This is a genomic window from Promicromonospora kroppenstedtii, from assembly GCF_044389675.1.
In the GTDB taxonomy this organism is placed as follows: Bacteria; Actinomycetota; Actinomycetes; order Actinomycetales; family Cellulomonadaceae; genus Promicromonospora; species Promicromonospora kroppenstedtii.
Map to the genome: position 1 here is coordinate 16402 of NZ_JBIRYI010000023.1, position 22719 is coordinate 39120.

The 22719-nt window shown below is 72.8% G+C and carries 23 protein-coding genes and 1 riboswitch; of the genes, 11 read left to right on the plus strand and 12 right to left on the minus strand.

The annotated features are described in order from the left end of the window. Positions 1–5: 5 nt before the first annotated feature. The 4 genes from ACH47X_RS25445 to ACH47X_RS25460 all read right to left on the minus strand — a co-directional run bounded on the left by ACH47X_RS25445 (position 6) and on the right by ACH47X_RS25460 (position 4775). Positions 6–950, minus strand: a complete 945-nt coding sequence (locus ACH47X_RS25445) for an SGNH/GDSL hydrolase family protein (protein WP_397408026.1) — start codon at positions 948–950, stop codon at positions 6–8. 1 nt (position 951) lies between these two features. Further along, entirely contained in the window at positions 952–2157 is a 1206-nt protein-coding gene (locus tag ACH47X_RS25450) for a glycosyltransferase (RefSeq protein WP_397408028.1), read from the minus strand. A 1-nt stretch (position 2158) separates the two neighbouring features. Beyond that, positions 2159–3265, minus strand: coding sequence for a glycosyltransferase family 4 protein (locus tag ACH47X_RS25455; protein ID WP_397408030.1), 1107 nt, complete (start codon positions 3263–3265; stop codon positions 2159–2161). Positions 3266–3464: 199 nt separating this feature from the next. After that, positions 3465–4775 carry a hypothetical protein gene (locus tag ACH47X_RS25460; protein WP_397408032.1) on the minus strand — a complete coding sequence of 437 codons (1311 nt, stop codon included), beginning with the start codon at positions 4773–4775 and terminating at the stop codon, positions 3465–3467. 101 nt (positions 4776–4876) lie between these two features. Here ACH47X_RS25460 and ACH47X_RS25465 point away from each other — a divergent pair, with 101 nt between their 5' ends. Continuing rightward, entirely contained in the window at positions 4877–6106 is a 1230-nt protein-coding gene (locus ACH47X_RS25465; protein ID WP_397408034.1) for an Nramp family divalent metal transporter, read from the plus strand. Here the strand turns inward: ACH47X_RS25465 and ACH47X_RS25470 are convergent. The 8 genes from ACH47X_RS25470 to ACH47X_RS25505 form a co-directional block, all read right to left on the minus strand. After that, a complete protein-coding gene (locus ACH47X_RS25470; protein WP_397408036.1) occupies positions 6096–7010 on the minus strand; it encodes a DUF4097 family beta strand repeat-containing protein in 915 nt (304 codons plus the stop codon). The two genes, ACH47X_RS25465 and ACH47X_RS25470, sit on opposite strands and share 11 nt — an antisense overlap. After that, entirely contained in the window at positions 7010–7669 is a 660-nt protein-coding gene (locus ACH47X_RS25475; protein ID WP_036960957.1) for a LuxR C-terminal-related transcriptional regulator, read from the minus strand. Before ACH47X_RS25475 ends, ACH47X_RS25470 begins: the two co-directional genes overlap by 1 nt. Then, a complete protein-coding gene (locus ACH47X_RS25480; RefSeq protein ID WP_397408039.1) occupies positions 7657–9054 on the minus strand; it encodes a sensor histidine kinase in 1398 nt (465 codons plus the stop codon). The genes ACH47X_RS25475 and ACH47X_RS25480 overlap by 13 nt, the downstream gene beginning before the upstream one ends. An 86-nt stretch (positions 9055–9140) precedes the next feature. Then, entirely contained in the window at positions 9141–10361 is a 1221-nt protein-coding gene (locus ACH47X_RS25485; RefSeq protein ID WP_397408041.1) for an acyl-CoA dehydrogenase family protein, read from the minus strand. 50 nt (positions 10362–10411) lie between these two features. Then, complete coding sequence (locus ACH47X_RS25490; protein WP_397408043.1) at positions 10412–11563, minus strand: Gfo/Idh/MocA family protein; 1152 nt, start codon at positions 11561–11563, stop codon at positions 10412–10414. A 31-nt stretch (positions 11564–11594) separates the two neighbouring features. After that, on the minus strand, positions 11595–12281 hold the full coding sequence (gene pnuC / locus ACH47X_RS25495; protein WP_397408045.1) for a nicotinamide riboside transporter PnuC: 687 nt from the start codon (positions 12279–12281) through the stop codon (positions 11595–11597). Between the two features lie 113 nt (positions 12282–12394). Further along, a riboswitch (FMN riboswitch) is annotated at positions 12395–12532 on the minus strand. A 68-nt stretch (positions 12533–12600) separates the two neighbouring features. Continuing rightward, positions 12601–13350 (minus strand): helix-turn-helix domain-containing protein, encoded by a 750-nt coding sequence (locus tag ACH47X_RS25500; protein ID WP_397408047.1) that lies wholly within the window; start codon positions 13348–13350, stop codon positions 12601–12603. Positions 13351–13360: 10 nt separating this feature from the next. Beyond that, a complete protein-coding gene (locus ACH47X_RS25505) occupies positions 13361–13618 on the minus strand; it encodes a hypothetical protein (protein ID WP_142040780.1) in 258 nt (85 codons plus the stop codon). Between the two features lie 24 nt (positions 13619–13642). Here ACH47X_RS25505 and ACH47X_RS25510 point away from each other — a divergent pair, with 24 nt between their 5' ends. From ACH47X_RS25510 to ACH47X_RS25555, 10 genes are all read left to right on the plus strand, one after another. After that, positions 13643–14260 carry a DsbA family protein gene (locus ACH47X_RS25510; protein ID WP_397408050.1) on the plus strand — a complete coding sequence of 206 codons (618 nt, stop codon included), beginning with the start codon at positions 13643–13645 and terminating at the stop codon, positions 14258–14260. Between the two features lie 21 nt (positions 14261–14281). Next, the gene (locus ACH47X_RS25515) at positions 14282–15211 is read left to right on the plus strand and encodes an LLM class F420-dependent oxidoreductase (RefSeq protein WP_036960968.1); all 930 of its coding nucleotides are present in this window, start codon (positions 14282–14284) and stop codon (positions 15209–15211) included. A 129-nt stretch (positions 15212–15340) separates the two neighbouring features. After that, positions 15341–16198, plus strand: a complete 858-nt coding sequence (locus ACH47X_RS25520) for a poly(ethylene terephthalate) hydrolase family protein (RefSeq protein WP_397408052.1) — start codon at positions 15341–15343, stop codon at positions 16196–16198. Positions 16199–16264: 66 nt separating this feature from the next. After that, on the plus strand, positions 16265–17554 hold the full coding sequence (locus tag ACH47X_RS25525; RefSeq protein WP_397408054.1) for a uracil-xanthine permease family protein: 1290 nt from the start codon (positions 16265–16267) through the stop codon (positions 17552–17554). Positions 17555–17594: 40 nt separating this feature from the next. Beyond that, the gene (locus tag ACH47X_RS25530; protein WP_397408056.1) at positions 17595–18272 is read left to right on the plus strand and encodes a TetR/AcrR family transcriptional regulator; all 678 of its coding nucleotides are present in this window, start codon (positions 17595–17597) and stop codon (positions 18270–18272) included. 70 nt (positions 18273–18342) lie between these two features. Next, positions 18343–19284, plus strand: coding sequence for an ABC transporter ATP-binding protein (locus tag ACH47X_RS25535; RefSeq protein WP_142040763.1), 942 nt, complete (start codon positions 18343–18345; stop codon positions 19282–19284). Next, entirely contained in the window at positions 19281–20936 is a 1656-nt protein-coding gene (locus tag ACH47X_RS25540; RefSeq protein WP_397408057.1) for an ABC transporter permease, read from the plus strand. The genes ACH47X_RS25535 and ACH47X_RS25540 overlap by 4 nt, the downstream gene beginning before the upstream one ends. A gap of 146 nt (positions 20937–21082) precedes the next feature. Then, entirely contained in the window at positions 21083–21379 is a 297-nt protein-coding gene (locus ACH47X_RS25545; RefSeq protein ID WP_020017838.1) for a type II toxin-antitoxin system VapB family antitoxin, read from the plus strand. A gap of 19 nt (positions 21380–21398) precedes the next feature. Continuing rightward, positions 21399–22061, plus strand: a complete 663-nt coding sequence (locus tag ACH47X_RS25550; protein WP_397408059.1) for a LytR C-terminal domain-containing protein — start codon at positions 21399–21401, stop codon at positions 22059–22061. A 10-nt stretch (positions 22062–22071) separates the two neighbouring features. Continuing rightward, positions 22072–22692 carry a hypothetical protein gene (locus ACH47X_RS25555; protein ID WP_397408061.1) on the plus strand — a complete coding sequence of 207 codons (621 nt, stop codon included), beginning with the start codon at positions 22072–22074 and terminating at the stop codon, positions 22690–22692. Positions 22693–22719: the final 27 nt, after the last annotated feature.

Here is a 22719-nt window from a genome sequence, read left to right on the forward strand (position 1 = left end):
CCTGATCAGCCCCGCCCGATCCGCCGGCGCGGGTCCAGCCCCGAGTCGGCAAGGCTGGTGACCATGCCGCCCGGGGTGAACGCGCGCTCCGCCCGCAGGTCCTGCACCACGGAGCGGAGCAGCCCGGGCACGAAGTCGCGCCCTCGGCGCACGCACCACGGCAGCCCGGCACGTACGAGCCAGACCAGCCGCTGCCGCGCCGACGGCGGGTCGGGCGCGTCGGGCAGCCGGGCGGCGTCGGGGGCGTAGGCCGGGTCCAGCCCGGCCAGCTCGCCCGCGACCCCGAGGGCCAGCCGCCGGTGTCCCGCCGGCGAGGGGTGCACCCGGTCCACGTGCCAGGCCTTCTTCCCGGCGGGCGCGATGGCCCCCACGGCGTCGACCACCACCACCCGGCCAGGGCCGGGATGGATTGAGCTCGGTCGGTTGCCTTGAGACCGGTCGGTTGATGGACCGGTCTCAGTGCGACCGACCGAACTCGAGGTGGACGCTCCGGCGACCTCGTCCACCGCCGCGTTGACAGCCGCGACGCGGCGGCGCATCACGCGCCGGACCAGCCGCGGGGCGAGCTCGAAGAGGCCGATCACGGGGAGCCGCACCAGCACCACGTCCGTGCCCGCCCGGCACAGCTCGCCCACGCAGCGGTGCAGGTCGGCAAGCGTGAACCGGGCGTCGAAGTCGCTGCGCAGCACGTCGTTGCCGCCCACGAGCACGGTCGCGAGCCGGGGCCGCAGGGCGAGGGCGGCGTCGAGCTGGGTGTCCGCCACGTCGCGGGAGCGGGCACCGTTGGTGGCGAGGTTCGTGAACTCGTCCACGCCGAGCACGGCGGCGAGGTGCGCGGCCCAGCCCGGGCCGTGAACGGCGTCCGGGCCGACGGTGTCGCCCACGCCCACGGTGATCGAGTCACCGAGTGCGACCAGCCGGAAGCTCTCGCGTCCCGCCGGCCCCGTCATCTCACCGTCGCCCCGCGGTGCCGGCGTCGGCCAGGTCGAAGGCCCGGCGCGAGTGCAGGTCCATCATCGCGTCCCCGGTGGCGCTCCAGGGGAAGAGCTCCGCGCGGGCGCGGGCCTCCTTGCGCCGTCGGTCGACGTCGCGGTCGAGCACCTCGTGCAGTGCGAGAGCGAGGGCGGACGGTTCCGGCGGGGCGGCCGCGCCCGCGGTGCCCACCACCTCGGGCAGCGCGCTCGACGAGCTGCAGACCACCGGCGTACCCGAGGCCAGGGCTTCGAGGGCCGCGAGGCCGAAGGTCTCGATGGGTCCGGGGGCGATGACGGCGTCGGCGCAGGTCAGCAGGGTCGCGAGCCGGTCGCGGTCGGGGATGAACGAGAGGAACCGGTGCGGCAGCCCGGCGGCCTCGGCCCGCTTGCGCATCTTCGGCAGCAGCGGTCCGGCGCCCGCGACGACGAGCCGCACGGGGCGGCCGTCGCGCATGAGCTGGGCGGCGGCGTCGATCGCGAGGTCGGGCCGCTTCTCGGTGGACTGGCGGCTCGCGAGCACGATGAGCGCGGTGCCGGGCGGCGCGTACTCCGCACGTGCCGCGGCCGAGTACCGGTCGGGCCGGAACCGTTCCAGGTCGACGCCGAGCGGCACGCGGTACAGGGGCGGGAGCTTGGCGCCCCGCACACGTTCGGCGAGGCGCTCCACCTCGGCCCCGGCGAAGTGGGTGGTGGCCACGAGCCGGTCGAACCGGGTGAGCGTGGCGAGGTTGTAGCGGTCGGCCAGTGCCGGGGTCGCCGTCGCGCCGAACGAGGCCGCGTAGCCACCCTCGGCGCCGCCGGGGATCCAGGATCGCAGCACGCCGTCGACCCGCTCGTGCAGCATCATCAGCGACGGGACGCCGGCCTCGCGGGCCCAGTCGCCCAGGCCGGCCAGCGTGGTGCGGTCGCTCACCTCGAGCCGGTCCGGCGCGAGCGTCTCGAGCAGACCGCGCATCTTCCCGGGCCGCACCACGGCGCGGTAGCCGCCGGAGAAGGGCACGCGGGGGGCCGCCAGGCTGACCACCTTGACCCCGTCCACGGTCGAGACCCCGTCCCGCTTGTCCGGCACGACGAGCACGGGTTCGTGCCCCCGGGACAGGTACTGCCCGGCCATGGCGTGCATCGCGGTGCGGATGCCCCCGGAACGAGGGCTGTAGAAGTTCGCGACGTGGACGATTCGCAAGTTATACCTCCGCTGAGCCGGCTCTCGCGTGCACCCGGATCGCGTCGTCGTAGTGCCCCATGAGCTCGGAGCAGATGTCGTGCCACGTACGGCCCTCGGCCCTCATCCGGGCCGCGGCACCGAAGGCCCGCCGCTTGCGCTCGTCGCCCACCAGGTCGACGACGCGGGCCCGGAGCGCCTCGTGGTCACCTGGAGGGTACAGCCAGCCGTCGTGGGAGTGCCGGACGATGTCCAGCGGGCCGCCCGCCGCGGGTGCCACGACGGGGACGCCGCTCGCGTGCGCCTCCTGCAGCGTCTGGCCGAAGGTCTCCAGCTCGCCGGGGTGCACGAACACGTCGAGGCTCGCCATCGCGCGCGACAGCTCGGCGCCCCGCAGCAGCCCCGTGAAGTGGGCGGCGGGCAGGATCTGGCGCAGCTCGTCCCGCTCGGGGCCGTCGCCCACGATCACGAGGCGGACGTTCGGCAGGTCCTGCACCACGCGCAGCGCCTCGACCTGCTTCTCGGCGGCCAGCCGACCCACGTAGCCCACGAGGATCTCGCGCCCGGCGCCGACCTTGCGCCGCCAGGCCTCGTCGCGGTACCGCGGGTGGAACGCCCGCGTGTCCACCCCCCGGCCCCAGAGCCGCAGGTTGGGGATGCCGTGGTTCTCCAGCTGTCGCATGGTCGCGGTGGACGGGGCGAGCGTCATCGTCGCGCGTTCGTGGATGTCCTTGACCCGCTTCCACAGCAGGGGCTCGAAGTGGCCCAGGCCGTACCGCGCCGCGTAGCCAGGCACCTCGGTCTGGTAGACCGCGACGCTCGGCAGCCCCAGCCGCTCCGCCGCGAGGATGCCGCGCCAGCCGAGGATGAAGGGAGACGCGAGGTGGACGACGTCGGGGGCGAACGTGGCCAGCGTGCGCTCGGTGCGCCACTTCTTGCCAACCACGAGCCGGACGTCCGGATACCCGGGGAAGCCGATGGAGCCGAGCTCGACGACGGGGGCGCCGCTCACGAAGGGCGGCACGTGGCCGATCGACGCATCGGCGTCGGGCGCGAGGACCATGGCCTGGTCCCCCCGCTCGTGGAGGTGCTCGAGGACCCGCAGGACGGAGTTGGTGACCCCGTTCACCTGCGGGAGGAAACTCTCCGCAACGATGGCTACTCGCACGCTACGAACCTGCCGGTCGCCGGTGTCCGGACGAAGACTTTCGTGCGGCGAGTCGGGGAACGGGTGGCGTCGAGACGGTAACCGCTACACACGATGTCACGATCCTGACCGTAGCGGAGCCACCGTGCCCATGGCATGGGGAACACCCCTGAAGTGACCCTCAACTCGTCACAGTCGGCACCCTGCGGGCAAAGGCGAGCTGGGAGAGCCGGACGAGCGCGCCGGCCAGGAGGGCCACGAGCAGCGCGTTGCGCAGGGCGCCGACGCTCGTGGCGAACCACCAGCCGCCCAGGAACTCGCCGTACCGCAGCGGGTAGAGCTCCATGGTCAGGCGGGCCACGATCAGCGTGCCGACGGCGGGCACGAACCACGTGCGCTTGGTGCCCTGGCTGCGGCTGCCCAGCGCGATGGCGGCCGCGACGGGCGGGCCGATCCACGCGATGAACTGCGGCGAGCCCACCTTGTTGAAGACGATCAGGGCCAGCAGCTCCGCGGCCGCGCCGACCAGCAGGATGTCGCCCACGCGCTCGGGGCGGCGCCGGGCGGCCCACCAGATCAGCGCGGCGATCAGGAGCGCGGCGACGGGCAGGGCCACGTCGAGCATCTGCGCGGTGAGGTCGGCGCCGCCGCCGAGCACCTCATAGGTGTAGATGACGTCGTCGTACTCGACCTTGATCGAGGGGTCCCAGATCCGGGCCACCGTGAACGGCGTGGCGGCGACGGCCTCGACCTGGAGCTGCCGGTCGCCCTGCTCACCGAACACGTCCAGCACGTTCGCCTGCCCGCCGCCCGCGAAGGCGAGACCGACGACGACGGCGCACACCGCCGCGCCCGGCAGCACCACGTTCCGCACGAACGCCCTGAGGTTCGACGCCGTGGCGGCCAGTGCCAGGGCCACCGCGCCCGGGGCGATCTTGATCCAGGCGCCCACGGTCGCCAGCGCCATCGCGAGGGCCGGCCGCGGGACCGCGATCAGCAGCGCCACGAGGATGATCGGCGCGAGCAGGCCGTCGAGCCGGCCGATCCAGATGGGCCCGAGCATGACGAGGAAGAACAGCCAGTACCAGGAGGCGGCGCGGCCGTGCGGCTTGGCCCGGCCGAGCAGCGCGACGGCGCCGGCGTTGGCGGCGGTCACCATGCCCATCCACCACCAGTCGTAGCCGACGGTGCTCTCGGTGAACAGCGCGGGGATCGTCATCGGCCCCAGCGCGCCCAGCGGGTAGACCCAGGCGTAGTCGAGCACGGGCCACGAGCCCGTGTTCATGCCGTTGCGAACCCACCACTCGTACAGGTTCACGTCCCCGAGGATCTGCCCCCCGAAGACCCAGGCCTGAAAGATGATCCAGGCGTGGGCCAGCACGAAGCCGACCCACAGGGCCGGCCAGGAGGAGAACACACGGGTGGCGGACCGCAGGAGGTCCACGGCCTTGGGCGTTGTCGACAGGTCTGACGGGCTCGGCACGGGCCACATCCTTGCACTGATCGGCGATCGGATCGGCGATCGGTCGATACGGGTACAAGTTCGGCGATTCGCGAGTTAGAGTTCGGATACCCGAACTTTCTGGAGACCCGATGACTCGCACCGCCGCTGGGCCACGCACCGGTCGCGCCCGCCTCTTCGTCCTGCTGGGACCCGCCTTCGTCGCGGCCATCGCCTACGTGGATCCCGGCAACGTGGCCGCGAACCTCACCGCGGGAGCCCGGTTCGGGTACCTGCTGGTCTGGGTGCTCGTGGCGGCCAACGCGATGGCGGTGCTGGTGCAGTACCTGTCGGCCAAGCTCGGCGTGGTGACCGGCCGGTCCCTGCCCGAGGTGCTGGGGGAGCGCCTGCCCCGCCGCGCCCGGCTCGCCTACTGGGTGCAGGCCGAGGTGGTCGCCGCCGCGACCGACCTCGCCGAGGTGATCGGCGGTGCCATCGCCCTGAACCTGCTGTTCGGCGTGCCGCTGGTGCTGGGCGGCGTCATCACCGGGGTGGTGTCCCTGCTGGTGCTGGGGGTGCAGCAGCGCCGCGGGCAGCGGGCGTTCGAAGGGGTCGTCACGTCGATGCTCGCCGTGCTCACGGTCGGCTTCTGTGCCGGGCTGTTCTTCTCCCCGCCCGACCCGGCCGCCATGCTGGCCGGCCTCGTGCCCCGCCTGGAGGGCGCGGACTCCGTGCTGCTGGCGGCCTCGATGCTCGGCGCCACCGTGATGCCGCACGCGATCTACCTGCACTCCTCGCTCGCTCGCGACCACCTGCACGCGCCGTCGACGTCGGTGCCGCGCATCCTGCGCGCCACGCGGGTGGACGTGGTTCTCGCGCTGATCCTGGCCGGGAGCGTGAACATCGCCATGCTGCTGCTGGCGGCCGCGAACCTCGCCGGGCGGGAGGGCACGGACACCATCGAGGGCGCGCACGCCGCCATCGCCGGCACGCTCGGGCCGGTCGTGGGCGTGCTGTTCGCCGTGGGGCTCCTGGCCTCGGGGCTCGCGTCCACGTCGGTCGGTGCCTACGCGGGGGCCGAGATCATGTCTGGCCTGCTGAAGGTGCGCGTGTCGCTGCTGACCCGGCGCGTGGTGACGCTGCTGCCGGCCATCCTGCTGCTCATGACCGGGATCTCGCCCACCTGGCTGCTGGTGGTGAGCCAGGTGGTGCTCAGCTTCGGTATCCCGTTCGCGATGATCCCGCTGGTGAAGCTCACCCAGGACCGCACGCTGCTGGGCGAGCACCGCAACGCCCTGACCACCCAGGTGCTGGCCTGGGTGGTCGCAGGCGTCATCGTGGCACTGAACGTCACGCTGCTGTGGCTGACGTTCACCGGCTGAGGTAGGCGACGTCCCCGTTCGAGCTGCGCATCTCGACGGTACGCGCGGCATCCGGGTCGGTGGGCCCCTCGATGATCTCGTCGCCGTTCGACGTCTGGATCGTCAGGGCCACCGGCTCCTCGCCGCCGTGCACCGTGATGCGGCCGTTGCTGGTCTCGGCGTAGACGTCGCCGCCCACCGCCGAGATCTCCACGGAGCCGTTGCTGGTGCGGGCCGACGCGTCGCCCGCGACCGCGTCGAGCGTGATCCGCCCGTTGCTGGTGTTGCCGGTGACGGTGCCGTCCACGTCGCCGACGGAGATCTCGCCGTTGGAGGTCGAGACCTTCACGTCGGAGCCGGCATTCGCGACGGTGATGTCGCCGTTGCTCGACCGGGCGGACAAGAAGCCGCCCACGTCGGTGGCCTCGACCCGGCCGTTGCTCGTGCGCACGTCGACCTCACCGGCCACTCCGCTCGCCACGACGTCGCCGTTCTCGGTGCGGACCACCACCTCCGTGTCGGCGGGCAGAGTCACGTCGAGCTCGCCGGAGCACCGGGGCAGGAAGATCGACCAGCCGCAGCGGTGCGTGACCTCGAGCCGGTTCGGCGACTCGTTCGCGGAGTACCGGGGGCTGCGGAGGCCACTGTGCGCGATGGCGTCGACCTCGACGTCGCCCTCGGCGGCAGTGACGGTGACGTCGCCGTCGGTGACCAGCACCACCGTGTCCACGGCGTCGTAGGACCGGTGGGTGGTGGACGTCTCAGACACCATCAGGTCGACCAGGAACAGCGCGCCGAAGCCCACGACGACGACGCCGAGCACCACGCCGAGCGTCGTCAGCACGCGGGCGGTCGCGCCGCGCTGCGGGGGGCCGGGCGCGTACCCGGCGTCCTGGGGGTAGCTCTCGGGAGGTGGCTGGGTCATCAGCGGGATCCGTTCTGGTCGAGCCAGCGCAGCACGGCGAGCACCCGGCGGTGGTCGTCGGCGGCCGGCGGGAGGCCGAGCTTGGTCAGGATGTTGGTGACGTGCTTCTCGACGGCGGCCAGCCCCACGACGAGGCGGTCCGCGATGGCGGCGTTGGAGCGGCCCTCGGCCATCAGCGCCAGGACCTCGCGCTCGCGCCTGGTCAGGACGTCGAGGTCCGAGCCGGGGTGGCGCGCGATGATCTGCGTGACGACCTCGGGATCCACGACGGTGCCGCCCTCCGACACCCGGGCGACGGCGTCGAGGAACTCGTCGACGTCGGCCACGCGGTCCTTGAGCACATATCCCAGGCCGCGCGCGCCCCGCGCGAACAGCTCGCTCGCGTAGCTCTGCTCCACGTACTGCGAGAGCACCAGGACGGGCAGCCGGGGATGCAGGCTGCGCAGGTGCACCGCGGCCCGCAGGCCCTCGTCGGTGTGCGACGGCGGCATCCGCACGTCGGTGACCAGCAGGTCGGGCAGCTCGGCGTCCGGCGTCGACAGCGCGAGGACCAGGTGGTCGGCCGTGCCGTACCCCGTCACCTCGTGCCCTTCGGCCACCAGCAGGCGGGTCAGGCCGTCCAGGAGGAGGACGGAGTCCTCCGCGATCACGATGCGCACGGGACCTCCACGGTCAGGCGGGTGCCCGCGCCGGGCGGGCTGTCGAGCTCGAAGGTGCCGTCCAGGGCCGCGACCCTGCCGCGCAGGCCCGCGAGCCCGCTGCCGGGGGACAGCTCCGCACCACCGCGGCCGTCGTCGGACACCGCGACGCGCAGGCGCGCCGGGTGGTCGTCGGGCACGAGGCTCGCGTGCACCCGCACCAGGTCGGCCGCGGCGTGCTTGGCCACGTTGGTCAGGGCCTCGGCGACCACGAAGTAGGCGGCGGCCTGGGCCGCCGGGCTGGCCGGCGTGAGGTCGCCGACGACCTCCACGCGGACCGGGACCGGGCTGCGGCCCGCCAGCGCGGACAGCGCGGCGTCGAGCCCGCGGTCGGAGAGCACGGCGGGGTGGATGCCGCGCACCAGGTCGCGCAGCTCGGCCAGGGTCTCCTTGATCTCGCGGTGCGCGAGCTCCAGGGCGGCGACCGCGTGCTCGGGGTCCTTGTCGGCCAGCCTGCGGGCCACGCCGAGCTCGACGCCGAGGGCGACCAGGCGTTGCTGGGCGCCGTCGTGCAGGTCACGCTCGATGCGGCGGCGCTCGGTGTCGGCGGCGGACACCGCGGCGGTGCGCGACTCGGTGAGGACGGCCGCGCGCTCGCGGGCCGTGTGCGCGGCGGCCTCCGCGACGCGGGTCTCCCGCTCGGCGGCGGCGGCGCGGGCGCGGGCGAGCTCGGTCGCGGACGGGCCGAGCAGGGCACCGGCGAGGCGCACCATGAGGTACGACCCGTACTGCGCGAGGGCGGCCGCCGCCCAGACGAGCACGACGGCGCCCGCGAACGCGCCGGCCACCGTCGCGGGCCACGGCAGGCCCGGCCACCCGGCGAGCGCGGTGTCGCGGCCGACGAACGTGAAGATCACCGCCGCGACCGCCGCCGCGGCCAGGGCGGTGACGACGGAGAAGAACAGGCAGGTCGTGAGCATGCCGAGGAAGGCATGGAGCGCGGCCGCCCAGGCGCGGTCGTCACGCACACGTGCCCACAGCCGGGACCACACGCCGCGGCGGTGCGGCGCGGGGGCCGGGCGGGGCGCGGGGACCCGGACGCCGGTCTGGCGGGCGACGCGAGCGCGCTCGGCGGTGCCGAACCGGCGGGCGACGACGAGGCAGAAGGCGAGCATCGGCACCCCGACGCCGAGCGCGGGGACCAGCCCGGCCGAGACCAGGACGAGGATCCAGACGATGAGGCCCGCGGTCAGGTGCCACACCCACCCCACGGCCAGCGCGGCGACGGCGCGCCGGGTGGCCGGGTGGAAGGGCGCCCGGAAGAAGCCCGCGCCCGAGGTCAGTGCGGGCGCGACGTGCTCCGCGAGGGTGCGGGGCGGGGGCACCGGGCCGTCATCGCTGGTCATGGTCATGACCCTAGGCGGCCCGGCGCCCCGGGGACATTGAGTGACCCCACCGGGTGCGGGTGGGGTTGTCCCTACCCCGGTACTGCTCAGGCGAAGGCGCTGGTACCCGTGATCTCGCGGCCGATGATGAGGGCCTGCATGCTCTCGGTGCCCTCGTACGTGTGCAGGGCCTCGATGTCGGCGAAGTGCCGCGCCACGCGGTTCTCCAGCAGGATGCCGTTGCCGCCGAGCAGGTCTCGGGCGATCGCCGCGATCTCCCGGGCGCCGCGCGTGCAGGTGTACTTGGCGAGCGACGCCTGCGGGCCGGTGAGCTGCTCCGCCTCGTCGAGCCGCGTCATCTGCTTCACGAGGAGCTGCATCTGCGTGAGGATCGACAGCATCTTCGTGAGGCGCTCCTGGACCATCTGGCTGGCGGCCAGCGGCCGGCCGAACTGCACCCGCTGCTTGGAGTAGGCCACGGCGGTCTCGTAGCAGGCGATGGCCTGCCCGACGGCGCCCCAGGCGACCCCGAGGCGCGTGGCGAACAGGACGCGGCCGGTGTCCTTGAACGAGCGCGACTTCGGCAGCAGGCTGTCGGCCGGGACGAACACGTCGTCCAGCACGATGTGGGCCTGGTGGATGGCGCGCAGCGAGAGCTTGCCCTCGATCGTCGTGGCCCCGTACCCGGGGGTGTCCTGCGGGACGATGTAGCCGTGCACCTGGCCGTCCTCGCCGCGCGCCCAGACCACGGAGATGTCGCCGATCGAGCCGAAGCCGATCCACTTCTTCTCGCCGTTGATGACGTACCCCTCGACGCCGTCGCGCGTCTCCTTCACGGCGGAGGTCTCCAGGCCCACGGAGTCCGAGCCGTGCGTGGGCTCGGTCAGCGCGAACGCGCCCAGGATCTCGCCACGGGCCATCGGGCCGGCGTACTTCTCGATCTGCTCGTCCGAGCCGAGCATGACGATCGAGCGCAGCGCGAGGCCGCCCTGCACGCCGCAGATCGTGGTCACGGAGCCGTCGCCGCGCGACATCTCCATCGCGGACAGGCCCTCGGCCATCTTCGAGATCTTCGGGAAGCCGGGCACGTCCACGCCGTCGCGCAGGAAGTCCAGCTCGGCCATGCGCTTGACCAGGTCCATCGGTACCTCGTACCGCTCCCAGTAGCCGTCGATGACGGGGAGGACCTCGTCCTGCACGAACCGGCGGACGGCGAGCTGCTGGGCCCGCTCCTCCTCCGTGATGTCGGCGAACACGCCGGCGAAGTCGATGTCGAGCGGCTGCGTGAGGTCGTAGTCGGGCGCCGTCACCCCTGGGGTCTGAGTCATGCTCCCCATGGTGCGCCGGTACCGGATCTCAGGTCAAGCGATACTACGTCTCACTCGGTCGATGCCGCGCCGTGCCGGCAGGAACGCCCGTGCGCCCAGGCCTGAGGCCGGGTCCGGACCCGTTCTCCCGACGCCGCGGCACGCCGCACCTCGAGCTGCAGGTACTGGTCCTGGGCCGCCTCGGCCACGGAGTACGGCGCCGCCGCCCCGTGCAGCACGTGGTCGGCCATGTCGGCCACGATGCGCGCGATCGACAGCTCGTCGTCGGCCAGGCGGGCCGGGCGGAACTCGCTGCGGTGCACCCACTCGCCGTCGAGCGTGTAGCCCCGCAGGAACAGGCCCTCGTGGCTGCCGGCGCCGCCCGCGGCCACCCGCTCCAGCGCCGACCGACGGGGCTGCCCGTCGGCACCGACCGTGCGGGCGACGTCGTCGCGCAGCTCGCCCCGCTCGCCGCGCACGAGCAGGGCGGGGGAGCGCACCCAGGAGCGGTACTGGACGTCGTCGAACTCGTAGGTGCCGAGCCGGTCGCCGAAGTCGAGCCACGCCGTGGCGTGCACCGTGTCGACCAGGTCGAGGTCGTCGGGGTCGGCCGCCCGGCTGGGGCTCGGCAGCACCCGGCGCGCGTCGCGACGGGCCGTGATCTCGGCGTCCTCGAAACCGGCGCCCAGGGCCCGGCGCAGCACGCTGATCCCGTGGTAGTCGTGCGCCACCGCCACGTGCGCGTCGGTCACCCTGCCGAGCCGGCCGGACGCCACGACCATGAGCTGCGCGCTGACCAGCGGCTCCAGGTGGTACTGCTCGGCGACGTGCACGCAGGCGCCGTCGTCCACGAGCCGCTGCAGCGCGGCGAGCTCCTCGACCGTGCCGGCCGCCGGCGTCTCCGTGAGCACGGGGACGCCGGCGGCGGCGAGTTCGCGGATCACAGGCTGGGCCGCACCGGCCGGCAGCGTGACCAGCACGACGTCGGGCAGGCCCGCGGCGAGCAGCTCGGACACCGAGGCGAAGGCTGGGGCAGGGAGCCCCGGCAGGCCCGCCGCGAGCAGACCGCGGGTCGCCAGCGCCTCCCGGTCCGCCGCGTTGCGGGTGGCCACGCCGGCCACCTCGAACCGGTCCGGCAGGGCGTGCAGCACCCGCAGCATGGTGCGGGCGCGGAAGCCCGAGCCGACGATCCCGATCCTGGCCGTGCGCTCCTGTGCGTTCACGAGCGCCGACGCTACGCGACCGGCCGGGCGGTCAGGCGGCCGCGACCGCCACCTGGTCCGGGCCGGCGTTCTCCCGGCGGCTGATGCGCCACCACGCGAAGAAGCCGAACAGCGTGAACGCGCCGTAGACCACGTACATGAGCGCGGTGGCCCAGTACCCGGCGGAGAACAGGAGCGGCACGCCCACCAGGTCGACGGCCACCCAGATCAGCCAGAACTCGACCCAGCCCTTGGCCATGCCGTAGGTGGCGAGCACCGAGCCGGTGAAGATCCAGGCGTCGGCCCAGACCGGCTCGTACGAGCCGAGGGTCCGGAAGAGGGGGGTCAGGAGCAGGGTCCCGGCGAACATCCCGGTCACCAGGCCGATGCGGACCCGCCACGAGGCCCAGCGCGGGTGCACCGCGACCGTGCCGGCGCCGCCCGCGCGCTGGGTCTGCCGCCAGCGGTACCAGCCGTAGATCGACACGGCGATGAACATGATCTGGCGGGCGGCCTGGCCGAGCATGTCGGCACGGCCGGTCTCGCCGAACCAGGAGCCCATGAAGACGGTGAAGAGCAGGATGTTGCCGACGATGCCCACCGGCCAGGCCCACACCTTGCGGCGCAGGCCGCCCAGGGCGGAGGCCAGGCCGAACAGGTTGCCGATGACCTCGCGCCAGTAGATCTGCTGGTCGCCGACCAGGAACGTCGCGTCGTAGGCGGCGCGGAACCAGTCCATTTCTCTTCCCTCTCCAGGTCCGCACACGGGGACTCCGGGGTGAGGGCCGGCGCGCCAGGACGGCGCCGACGACGACGCGGTGCCGGCGCCCCAAGGGGTGGACGGCGCGCGTCGCACGTGCTTCCTCCCATCCGGACTTTCACCGTCGGTCCTGGAGTTCCACCAGGTCAACCGGGCTTCTCCCGAAGGAGTCGCCCGGGTCGCGGACTGTCACCGCCGGCTCGGAATTTCACCGACCCCGGAGCACGTGTGCAACTGCTGCACGATGTCTAGCGGAACACAGGATGCCACGGCGGCATTCCCGCCGGGACCGCCCGTGTCAGACCAGTGCCTCGCGGACCGCGCGCGCCACCTCGTCGGGCCCGGCCGCCCCCTCGACGACCGTCACGACGACGCGGCGGGTGACCGGCGTGCCGTCGTCGGCCGCGGGGCCCGCGGCCGTGCCCAGGACGGCGGCGCGGCGCAGGTCGGCGAACGCCTCCTCCAGCTCGGGCCGCAGCTCCAGCGAGGGTGTGCGGAGCCAGCGCCGCAGGATCGCGTTGTGCACCGCGACCACCGAGGCCGCGAAGGCGATCGACGCCGTGGAGGTGGACCGCTCGGGCGGCAGGGTGTCGCGCAGGTAGTGGGTGAACGCCCGCTCGTAGCGGTGCGTCGTGATGAGCTCCCGGTCGCGCAGCGCCGGCACCTGCTGCAGCAGTGCGTACCGGGCGAGCGACGTCTCACGCTGGCCCACGTGATGGTCGAACACCATGCGCGCCGCGCGGCACACCTCGAGGTACGGGTCGACGTCCGGGTCCCAGCCGCGGCCCAGGTCGTGGCCGGACTCCTCGCTCGCCCGAGCGTCGGGGCGGGTCGCGGCGAGCATGACCACGACCTCCTCGAGCAGCAGCTCGTGGTCGGCGAAGACCACGTCCTCCTTGGAGCGGAACCGGCGGAAGAACGTCGCGCGGCTCACCTTCGCGGCGTCGGCGATCTCCTCGACGGTGGTTCCCTCGTACCCCTGCCGGGTGAACAGGTCCACCGCGGCGTCAACTGCCTGCGCGTGCGTGTGGGTCCGGACGGCGGTCATGCCAGGCAGGCTACCGCGTGCCCCCCGGGCGCCGTGAAGAGTCTTTGAGCGAGGAATGGGGTTCATGATGCGAATTTTCCCGTTTGCCGGAGATCTTCCCTGACTGCAGCCTGCGCAGGTAGCGCACCTCGCGCACGGCCGTCAGCAGGCCGAGGACACCGGGCACCGCGGCCCACGGGTGACCGAGGATCACGCCCACCAGGCACACCAGAAAGATCACCCCGCCGGCGACGACGGTGGCGAGGCTTCCCCAACGGATCCCGGTCACGCAGGTGAGCGTAGTCTGCTGCGCGTGACCGAGACCGCTGACCGTCCTGTCGTCGACGTCTACGTCGACCCCCTGTGCCCCTTTGCCTGGATCACGTCGCGCTGGGCCCTCGAGGTGGCCCGGATCCGCGACGTCGAGCTCACCTTCAAGCTCATGAGCCTCTACCTGCTCAACAAGGACCGCGACATCCCGGACGACTACCGGGCCCGCATCGAGAGCTCGCGCGGCATCGGTCGTGTCGCCGCGGCCGTGCAGACCGACCACGGACCGGAGGCGTTCTCCGCCTTCTACACCGCCGCCGGCACGCGCATCCACAACCAGCAGGACAAGGCGTTCGACGACGTGGCCGTCGCGGCGCTCGCGGAGGCCGGCCTGCCCGCCGAGCTCGCGCGCGTGGCGACGTCCGAGGACTACGACGAGGAGCTCGCGGCCTCCCACGAGGCCGGCATGAAGCCCGTCGGGGACGACGTCGGCACGCCCACCATCCACGTCGACGGCGTGGCCTTCTTCGGTCCCGTGCTCACGCGCATCCCGCGCGGTGAGGAGGCCGGCGCGCTGTTCGACGCCTCCGTGGCCCTGGCGCGGTACCCGTACTTCTACGAGATCAAGCGGTCGCGCACGACCGACCCCCAGTTCGACTGACCGACCGGCACCAGAGGAAACATGACTCTCGACCTCCGCATCTTCGTCGAGCCCCAGCAGGGCGCGACGTACGACGACCAGCTCGCCGTCGCCCAGGCGACCGAACGGCTGGGGTTCAGCGCCTTCTTCCGTTCCGACCACTACCTCGCCATGGGTGACCGGGACGGCCTGCCCGGGCCCACCGACTCCTGGATCACGCTCGCCGGCCTGGCCCGTGAGACCTCGACCGTGCGGCTGGGCACGCTCGTCTCCTCGGCGACGTTCCGGCACCCCGGCGTGCTCGCCATCCAGGTGGCGCAGGTGGACCAGATGTCCGGCGGCCGCGTGGAGCTGGGGCTCGGTACCGGCTGGTTCGCCGCCGAGCACGCCGCCTACGGCATCCCGTTCCCCGACAAGCGGTTCGGCATCCTCGAGGAGCAGCTCGCCGTCGTCACCGGCCTGTGGGGCACGCCCGTCGGCGAGAAGTTCTCGTTCTCGGGCGAGCACTACCAGATCACCGACTCGCCCGCGCTGCCCAAGCCCGCGCAGTCCAAGATCCCCGTGCTGGTCGGAGGAGGCGGCCCGCGCCGCACGCCCGCCCTGGCGGCGCGGTACGGCGACGAGTACAACCAGTCCTTCCCGGAGATCAGCGAGATCGGCCCCCGGATCAAGGTCATCGAGAAGGCGCTCTCGGATGCCGGGCGCGACCCCGGTTCGATCGTCCAGTCGGTGGCGCTCGTCGCCGCGATCGGCAAGGACGAGGCCGAGTTCACGCGGCGTGCTGCGGCGATCGGCCGCGAGCCGGCGGAACTGCGCGAGCACGGCATCGCCGGCACCGTCGCCGAGGCCGTGGACCGGCTCAAGGCCCTCGAGGCCGACGGCGTCCAGCGCGTCTACCTCCAGGTGCTCGACCTGGCCGACCTCGACCACCTCGACCTGGTCGCGCGCGAGGTGCGCCCGCAGCTCGGCTGACGTCTCCCGGCCGCGCCCGGGCCGCCCCGTTACCTGACGGGGCGGCCCGTGCGCTTCCGCAGGCCGTCGCGGTGAATGTTCCTTAGGGTCTTCCCAGCCGCTCCTCGCGACAGACCCCGGGAGAAGTCCATGCAGAGCATGTCTCGTGTTGCCCGTGCTTCTCTGGCCGTGGCGGTGCTGGCCGCCGGGACGCTCGTCGGGCCGGCCGCCGCTTCCGCCGACAGCCTCCGGCGCGGCCCCGACCCCACCGAGGCGAGCATCGAGGCGCCGCTGGGCCCGTTCGCCGTGGAGCAGCTCGTGATCCCGCGCACCGCCGCAGAGGGATACGGCGGCGCCACCGTCTACTACCCGGCCGACACGTCCGAGGGCACGTTCGGGGCGGTCGCCGTCTCGCCCGGCTACACGGGCACCCAGGCGAGCATCGCCTGGCTCGGGCCGCGGATCGCCTCGCAGGGCTTCGTCGTCGTGACGATCGACACGAACTCCCCGGCCGACTCACCCGCGCAGCGCGGCGACCAGCTCCTCGCCGCGCTCGACCAGCTCCGGGACACCGCGGTCGCGGACCGGGTCGACCACACCCGGCAGGCCGTGATGGGCCACTCGATGGGCGGCGGCGGCAGCCTGGAGGCGGCCAAGGACCGCCCGGCCCTGCGCGCCGTCGTGCCCCTCACGCCGTGGAGCGTGGACAAGACGTTCCCGGAGGTGGGCGCGCCGACGCTGGTCGTGGGTGCCGAGAACGACACGGTGGCCCGGGTGCGACTGCACGCCGAGCCGATGTACGAGTCGCTCCCGGCGGACGGCGACAAGGCGTACCTGGAGCTGCGCGGCGCGGCGCACGACGCGCCCAGCCTGCCGGGCACGACCATCGCCCGGTACGGCATCTCCTGGCTCAAGCTTTACGTGGACGACGACGAGCGCTACGCGCGGTTCCTCTGCCCCGCGCCGGAGCCGGACGAGCAGATCAGCGAGTACCGCAGCACCTGTTGACCGGTCCGTACCCGCTGACCGCTAAGATCCGCGCGACACTTTCGTTGCGAGATCAAGGACAACACAATGGGACTCGGCTGGAAGCTGCACGGTGACGGGGCCCGCATCGCCCCCGGTGAGGTGGTCGCCCCGCACGAGCGGCTGAGCTGGCCGCGGACCGTGGGGATCGGTCTGCAGCACATCGTCGCGATGTTCGGTGCCACCTTCCTGGTGCCCATCCTCACCGGCTTCGACCCGGCGACGACGCTCTTCTTCTCGGCGATCGGCACCATCGGGTTCCTGCTCATCACGGGCAACAAGCTCCCGAGCTACCTGGGGTCGAGCTTCGCGTTCATCGCACCGATCCTCGCGGCCACGGCGTCGGCCGGGCAGTCCGCCGCGATCGGCGGCATCCTCGCCACCGGCCTGCTCCTGGCGCTGGTGGGCGTGGTGGTGCACTTCGCGGGGCCACGCTGGATCCAGGCTGCCATGCCGCCCGTCGTCACCGGTGTGATCGTGGCCCTCATCGGGCTCAACCTGGCGCCGGTGGCGTGGGGGTCGTGCGACGCGGACGGCAACTGCACCGGCTTCCAGGCCTCGCCGGTCACGGCCGTGGTCACCCTTGCCTCGATCATCCTGATCCAGGTGCTGTTCCGGGGGATCATCGGCCGCCTGGCGATCCTGCTCGGCGTGGTGATCGGCTACGCGTTCGCGAGCGTGCGCGGCGAGGTGGACTTCTCCCCGGTGACGAAGGCCGACTGGTTCGGCCTGCCGCACTTCACCGCGCCGTCGTTCGACCCGGCCGTGCTCGGCCTGTTCCTCCCGGTGGTCCTGGTGCTCATCGCGGAGAACGTGGGCCACGTGAAGTCGGTGGCCGCGATGACCGGTCGCGACTACGACAAGCTCACCGGCCGCGCCCTGTTCGCCGACGGCCTCGCGACCACCCTCGCCGGTCTCGGCGGCGGCTCCGGCACCACCACGTACGCGGAGAACATCGGCGTCATGGCTGCCTCCCGCGTGTACTCGACGGCCGCCTACTGGGTGGCCGCGTTCGGCGCGCTGGTGCTCAGCATGTCGCCCAAGTTCGGCGCGCTGATCAACACCGTGCCGCAGGGCGTGCTCGGCGGCGTCACCACCATGCTGTACGGGATGATCGGCATCCTCGGCGCCCGGATCTGGGTGCAGGCCAAGGTCGACTTCTCCGACTCGGTGAACCTGACCACGGCGGCCGTGCCGCTGATCATCGGCATCGCGAACTTCACGTGGGCGGCCGGCGACCTCGAGTTCGGCGGCATCGCGCTGGGCACCGCCGCTGCCCTGGTCATCTACCACGTCATGCGCGCGATCGGCCGCTGGCGGGGGACCGCCACGGGCTGACCCTGGACAGTCGGCTGAACGCGTGGTTAGCATCTTGAACATGCGTTCAGTCGACGGCGTCGAGGACCTCACGTCCCGCGCCAAGATCCGGGACACGGCGGTCAGCCGGTTCGCGGTGGAGGGCTTCGGAGCCTCGATCCGCACCATCGCTGCCGACGCCGGCGTGAGCGCCGGCCTCGTGATGCACCACTTCGGGTCCAAGGACAAGCTGCGCGCCGAGTGCGACGCGCAGGTGCTGGCCACGATCGGGCGGCTCAAGCGGGAGAACGTCGCCGACGCCGCAGCGAACCAGAGCTTCTTCTCCAAGTTCGCGGCCGCGGAGGAGAACGCGAGCCTCGTCGGCTACATCCTGCGGTCCATGCAGGACGGCGGCCCGCTGGCCCGGCAGTTCATCGACCACATGGTCACCGACGCCGTCGGCTACACCCGGGAGGGGGTCGCCGCCGGCGTCATCGTGCCCAGCCGGGACGAGGCCGCCCGCGCCCGCTACCTCACGCTCTCCGCCCTCGGTGCCCTGCTGCTCGAGGTGACGCTCGACCCGCCGGAGAACCCCGCCGACCTCGCCGGTATCGTCCGCGGGTACCTGACCAACAGCTACCTGCCGATGATGGAGCTGTTCACCGAGGGGTACCTGACCTCCCGGCGCATGCTTGACGACTACCTGATGTACGTCCCGGACCCGCCGGCACAGGACGGGCTGGCGCCCGCCGCCGGCTGACCGGACCTGCCGGCCGACCCTGGCGCCGCCCTGTCACGTCCCCACCCCGACGTCAGAGAGCGAACGAGCCATGACCGCCACACCCGCGATCGAGATCCACGACCTGCACAAGTCCTTCGGCGCCGTGCAGGCGCTCGACGGCCTGGACCTGACCGTCCGGCCGGGCGAGATCCGCGGCTTCCTGGGCCCCAACGGGGCCGGCAAGTCGACCACCATCCGCGTCCTGCTCGGCCTGTTGCGTGCGGACTCGGGCTCCGCCCGACTGTTCGGCGGCGACGTCTGGCGTGACGCCGTCGAGCTCCACAAGCGCATCACCTACGTGCCCGGGGACGTGAGCCTCTGGCCGAACCTGTCCGGTGGCGAGTGCATCGACTACCTCGCCCGGCTCAGCGGCCGTACCGACCGCGCCCGGCTCAGGGCCCGCAAGGCCGAGCTGCTGGAGCGGTTCGAGCTGGACCCGAGGAAGAAGGCACGCACCTACTCCAAGGGGAACCGGCAGAAGGTCGCCCTGGTCGCGGCGTTCCTCACCGACGCGGAGCTGTACGTGCTCGACGAGCCGACCTCCGGTCTCGACCCCCTCATGGAGGCCGTGTTCACCGAGTACGTGCGTGAGGCCAGGGCCGCCGGCCGGTCGGTGCTGCTCAGCAGCCACATCCTGTCCGAGGTCGAGAAGGTGTGCGACACCGTCACGATCATCCGCAACGGCACCGACGTCGAGTCCGGCACGCTCGACGAGCTGCGCCACCTCACCCGCACCAGCGTGACCGCCGTCGTGAACGGCGACCCGGCGGTCGTCGGCGCCCTGCCCGGTGTGCACGACCTGGCCTCCACGCCGTCCGACGGCGGCACGCGCGTCACGTTCGACGCCGACAACGCGCAGATCGGCGCCGTCCTGTCCACGCTCACCTCGCTCGGGGTGCGCAGCCTCACGGCGACCCCGCCGTCGCTCGAGGAGCTGTTCATGCGCCACTACGGCGACGTGCTCGAGGCCGAAGCGGCAGGCGCGCGATGAGCGCGGCCGTGGCGACGCCCTCGGCCCGGGAGCTCGCCGGTCCGGTGTTCGGCTCCACGCTGGCCGGGACCGGCAAGCTGCTGCGGTTCATGCTCCGTCGGGACCGGATGCGCATCTTCTGGTGGGCCCTCGGCGTCACCCTGCTCTATGCGGGGGGACTCGGCGAGTACGTGCTGCTCGACGACCCCGCGGCGAGCGAGGCGAGGTCGGTGCTCGTGTCCTCCCCGGCGATGATCTCGATGACGGGGCCCGGCTACGGCCTCGACCACTACACGCCCGGGGCCGCCGTCGCGAACGAGTTCATCCTCTGGCTGGTGCTCACCCTCGCCGTGATGAGCATCCTGCAGGTCGTGCGGCACACCCGCTCGGAGGAGGAGAGCAGCAGGTCCGAGCTCGTCCGTGCCGGCGTGGTGGGCCGGCATGCGCCGTCGGTGGCCGCCCTGCTCCTCGTCCTGATCATGAACGTGATCATCGCCCTGACGAGCGCGGTAGCGGTCGCCGCGCAGGACTTCGACGTCGCACAGTCCTTCGCGATGACGTTCGCGATCGCGCTCGGGGCGCTGGTCTTCGGCGCCGTGGCGCTCGTCGCGGCGCAGGCCTACGAGCACGGCAGGGGCGCTGTCGGGCTGTCGCTGGCAGCGCTCGGCGCCGCGTTCCTGCTCCGTGCGCTCGGCGACGTGCAGGGCGAGCACGGCAGTGCCCTGTCCTGGCTCTCGCCGATCGCCTGGGTCCAGCAGACGCGCGTCTTCGTCGACCTGCGGTGGTGGCCCCTCGGTTTGTGCGTCGCGGCGATCGTCCTGCTCCTCGTCCTGGCAGCGCTCCTGGGGTCACGCCGCGACTTCGGGGCGGGCCTGGTGGCCGTGCGCAGCGGGCGTGCGGATGCCGAGCCGACGCTGGCCGGGCCGGCGGCGCTGGCCTGGGTGCAGCAGCGGGGCGCCCTGCTGTGGACCACGGCCGGCCTGGGCGTGATGTGGCTCGGGTCCGGCACCATCATCAGGGAGGTGCCCAACATGCTCGACGCCGTGCAGGGCAACCCGATGTACGCCGCCCTGCTCGGCAGCGGCGAGGACATGGTCCGGACCTTCCTCGGCATCTTCGGCCTGTACATCGCCGCGGGCGCCGCGGCGTACGGGATCGCGGCGACGCTCCGGGTCAAGGGTGAGGAGGAGTCCGGGCGCACCGAGATCGTGCTGGCCGCACCGGTCTCTCGCGGGCGATGGCTCGCCGCCCCGCTCCTGGTCGCGTTCCTGGGCACCGTGGTGGTGCAGATCACCGGTGCGCTCGCGCTCTGGCTGGGTGCTGCGTCGACCGGGTACGACGAGCTGGCGTTCGGGGAGTACCTGGAGCTGGGACTCGCCTACCTGCCCGCGCTCGCGGTGCTCGTGGGCCTCGCGGCGGCGCTCTACGCCTGGCTGCCCAGGGCGACCGGCCTGGCGTGGGTGATGATCGGGTACGTCTTCCTCGTCGGCATGTTCGCCGACCTGTTCGACCTGCCGGAATGGGCGCGCAAGATCTCGCCGTTCTGGTGGGTCGGCAACCCCGCGCTGGCGGACGTCGAGGCGGCCCGCCTCTGGGGCCTGTCCGGTGTCGCCGTGGTGCTGCTCGCGCTCGCGTTCGCCGGGTTCCGGCGCCGCGACGTCCCGATCGTCTGACCGGCGCCGGCCCTACTGGGCCGGCGTCAGTCCAACTGTTGTCGACACTCGCGTTCCGGTAGGGTTCGGGACGCCGTCCGGTGTCAGCAGGCAGGTTCGACAGCCGCTCCCGGACGTGCCCCGCCGAGTCCAGTGAGGACGGACCGATGATCTTCAAGGCCGTAGGAGACGGCCGCCCGTACCCCGAGCACGGGCGGTCGCGCACACGCGACTGGGTCGACGTGCCCCCACGGCAGGTACGCCTCGACGAGCTCGTGACCACCAAGCGCACGCTCGACCTCGACCAGCTCCTGGCCGAGGACTCCACGTTCTACGGCGACCTGTTCGCCCACGTCGTGGAGTACGAGGGCACGCTCTACCTGGAGGACGGCCTGCACCGCGCCGTGCGGGCAGCCCTTCAGCAACGTCCAGTCCTGCACGCTCGCGTGCTCACCATCCGCTGAGCTCAGGTAGGTTCATCGCGTGACATCCCCCGGGTACGACCAGGCGCGCGTCGAGCGCCGACGTCGAGAACACGAGCGCCAGGCCGTGGTCTTCGGCGTGCTCATCGCGTTCCTCGCCGTGTGCGGTATCTTCGCGCTCGCGGTCTACTCGGGCGCCATCAGCTCGCCCTTCAACCGCCCGTTCACCACGGTGGGCGCGGCGGAGCAGAAGACCTACCCGGTGCCCTGCCTGCCCAAGGTCAAGGGGCAGCCCGACGGTGCCCTGCCGGCCAGCTACTCCGACGTTCAGGTCCGCCTGCTGAACGCCTCGGAGGAGATCGGGCTGGCCAGCGCGCACGAGACGGTGCTCGCCGACCGCGGGTTCAGCATCATTGCCAAGGGCAACGTGCCGGTGCAGCTCCAGGAGTCGGAGATCCGGTTTGGCCGCAAGGGGATCGTGCAGGCCTACACGCTGGCCGCGCAGTTCCCCGAGATCCGCCTGGTCCTCGACGACCGCAAGGACCGCAAGATCGACCTGCTCATCGGCGAGGAGTTCGAGGCGCCGCTCGACGTGGAGGACGTCGAGCTGACCGCCGACCAGCCGCTGCGCAACGCCGAGGACTGCGTGCCGTCCGGGGACATCGAGCCCGAGAAGCGCATCGAGCCGAGCGCGACCGACGACGAGGACCAGCCCGCGAAGTAGGGTCTGTGCCGTGCTGACGCCATCCTCGGGAGCTGTGGGCCTCGGCCGCGCGCTCCTGTGGGCGTCGGTCGTGCTCGGGCTTGCCCTGACCGCGCACTCGGAGGCGGGCGGCCACGTGCCGCCCGTGGCGGCGATCGCCCTGCTGGGCGCGCTGCTGCTCGCCGTCGCCGCGGGCGCCGTCCGGCGGCAGATCCGCTGGCCGGGCGGCCTCGCCCTGGCGGGCCTCGGCCAGCTCGCCGCGCACCAGGCCTTCTCCTGGTTCGCGGGCGCCTGCCCGTCCCCGCTGCCCGACGGCGGCGTGGCGCACGGCCACCTGGCGGGCCCGGCGGCCGGGGTCTACGGGTCGTGCGCCGGTGCGGCCGAGCCGGCGGTGCTCGCCCCGGAGATGGTCGCGTGGCACGTGCTGGCCACGGTCGCCGCCGTCGCGCTGCTCGTGGGCGTCGAGCGCGGGGTCTGGCTGCTCGCGGCGTGGTTGGTGCGGCCGCTCGCCGTGGAGCCCCTGCGGTTGCCCGTCGTGCGCCGTGCCCTCGTGCCGGCGGCGCTCCGTGCGCTGCCGGCGCGCGTGGACGTGCACGTGGCGCCGGGGCGGGGACCGCCGTCGTCGGTCCTGGTGATGCGTCTCGCGGTCTGACGGAGTCGGGCGCGCGGCGCGTCGCCG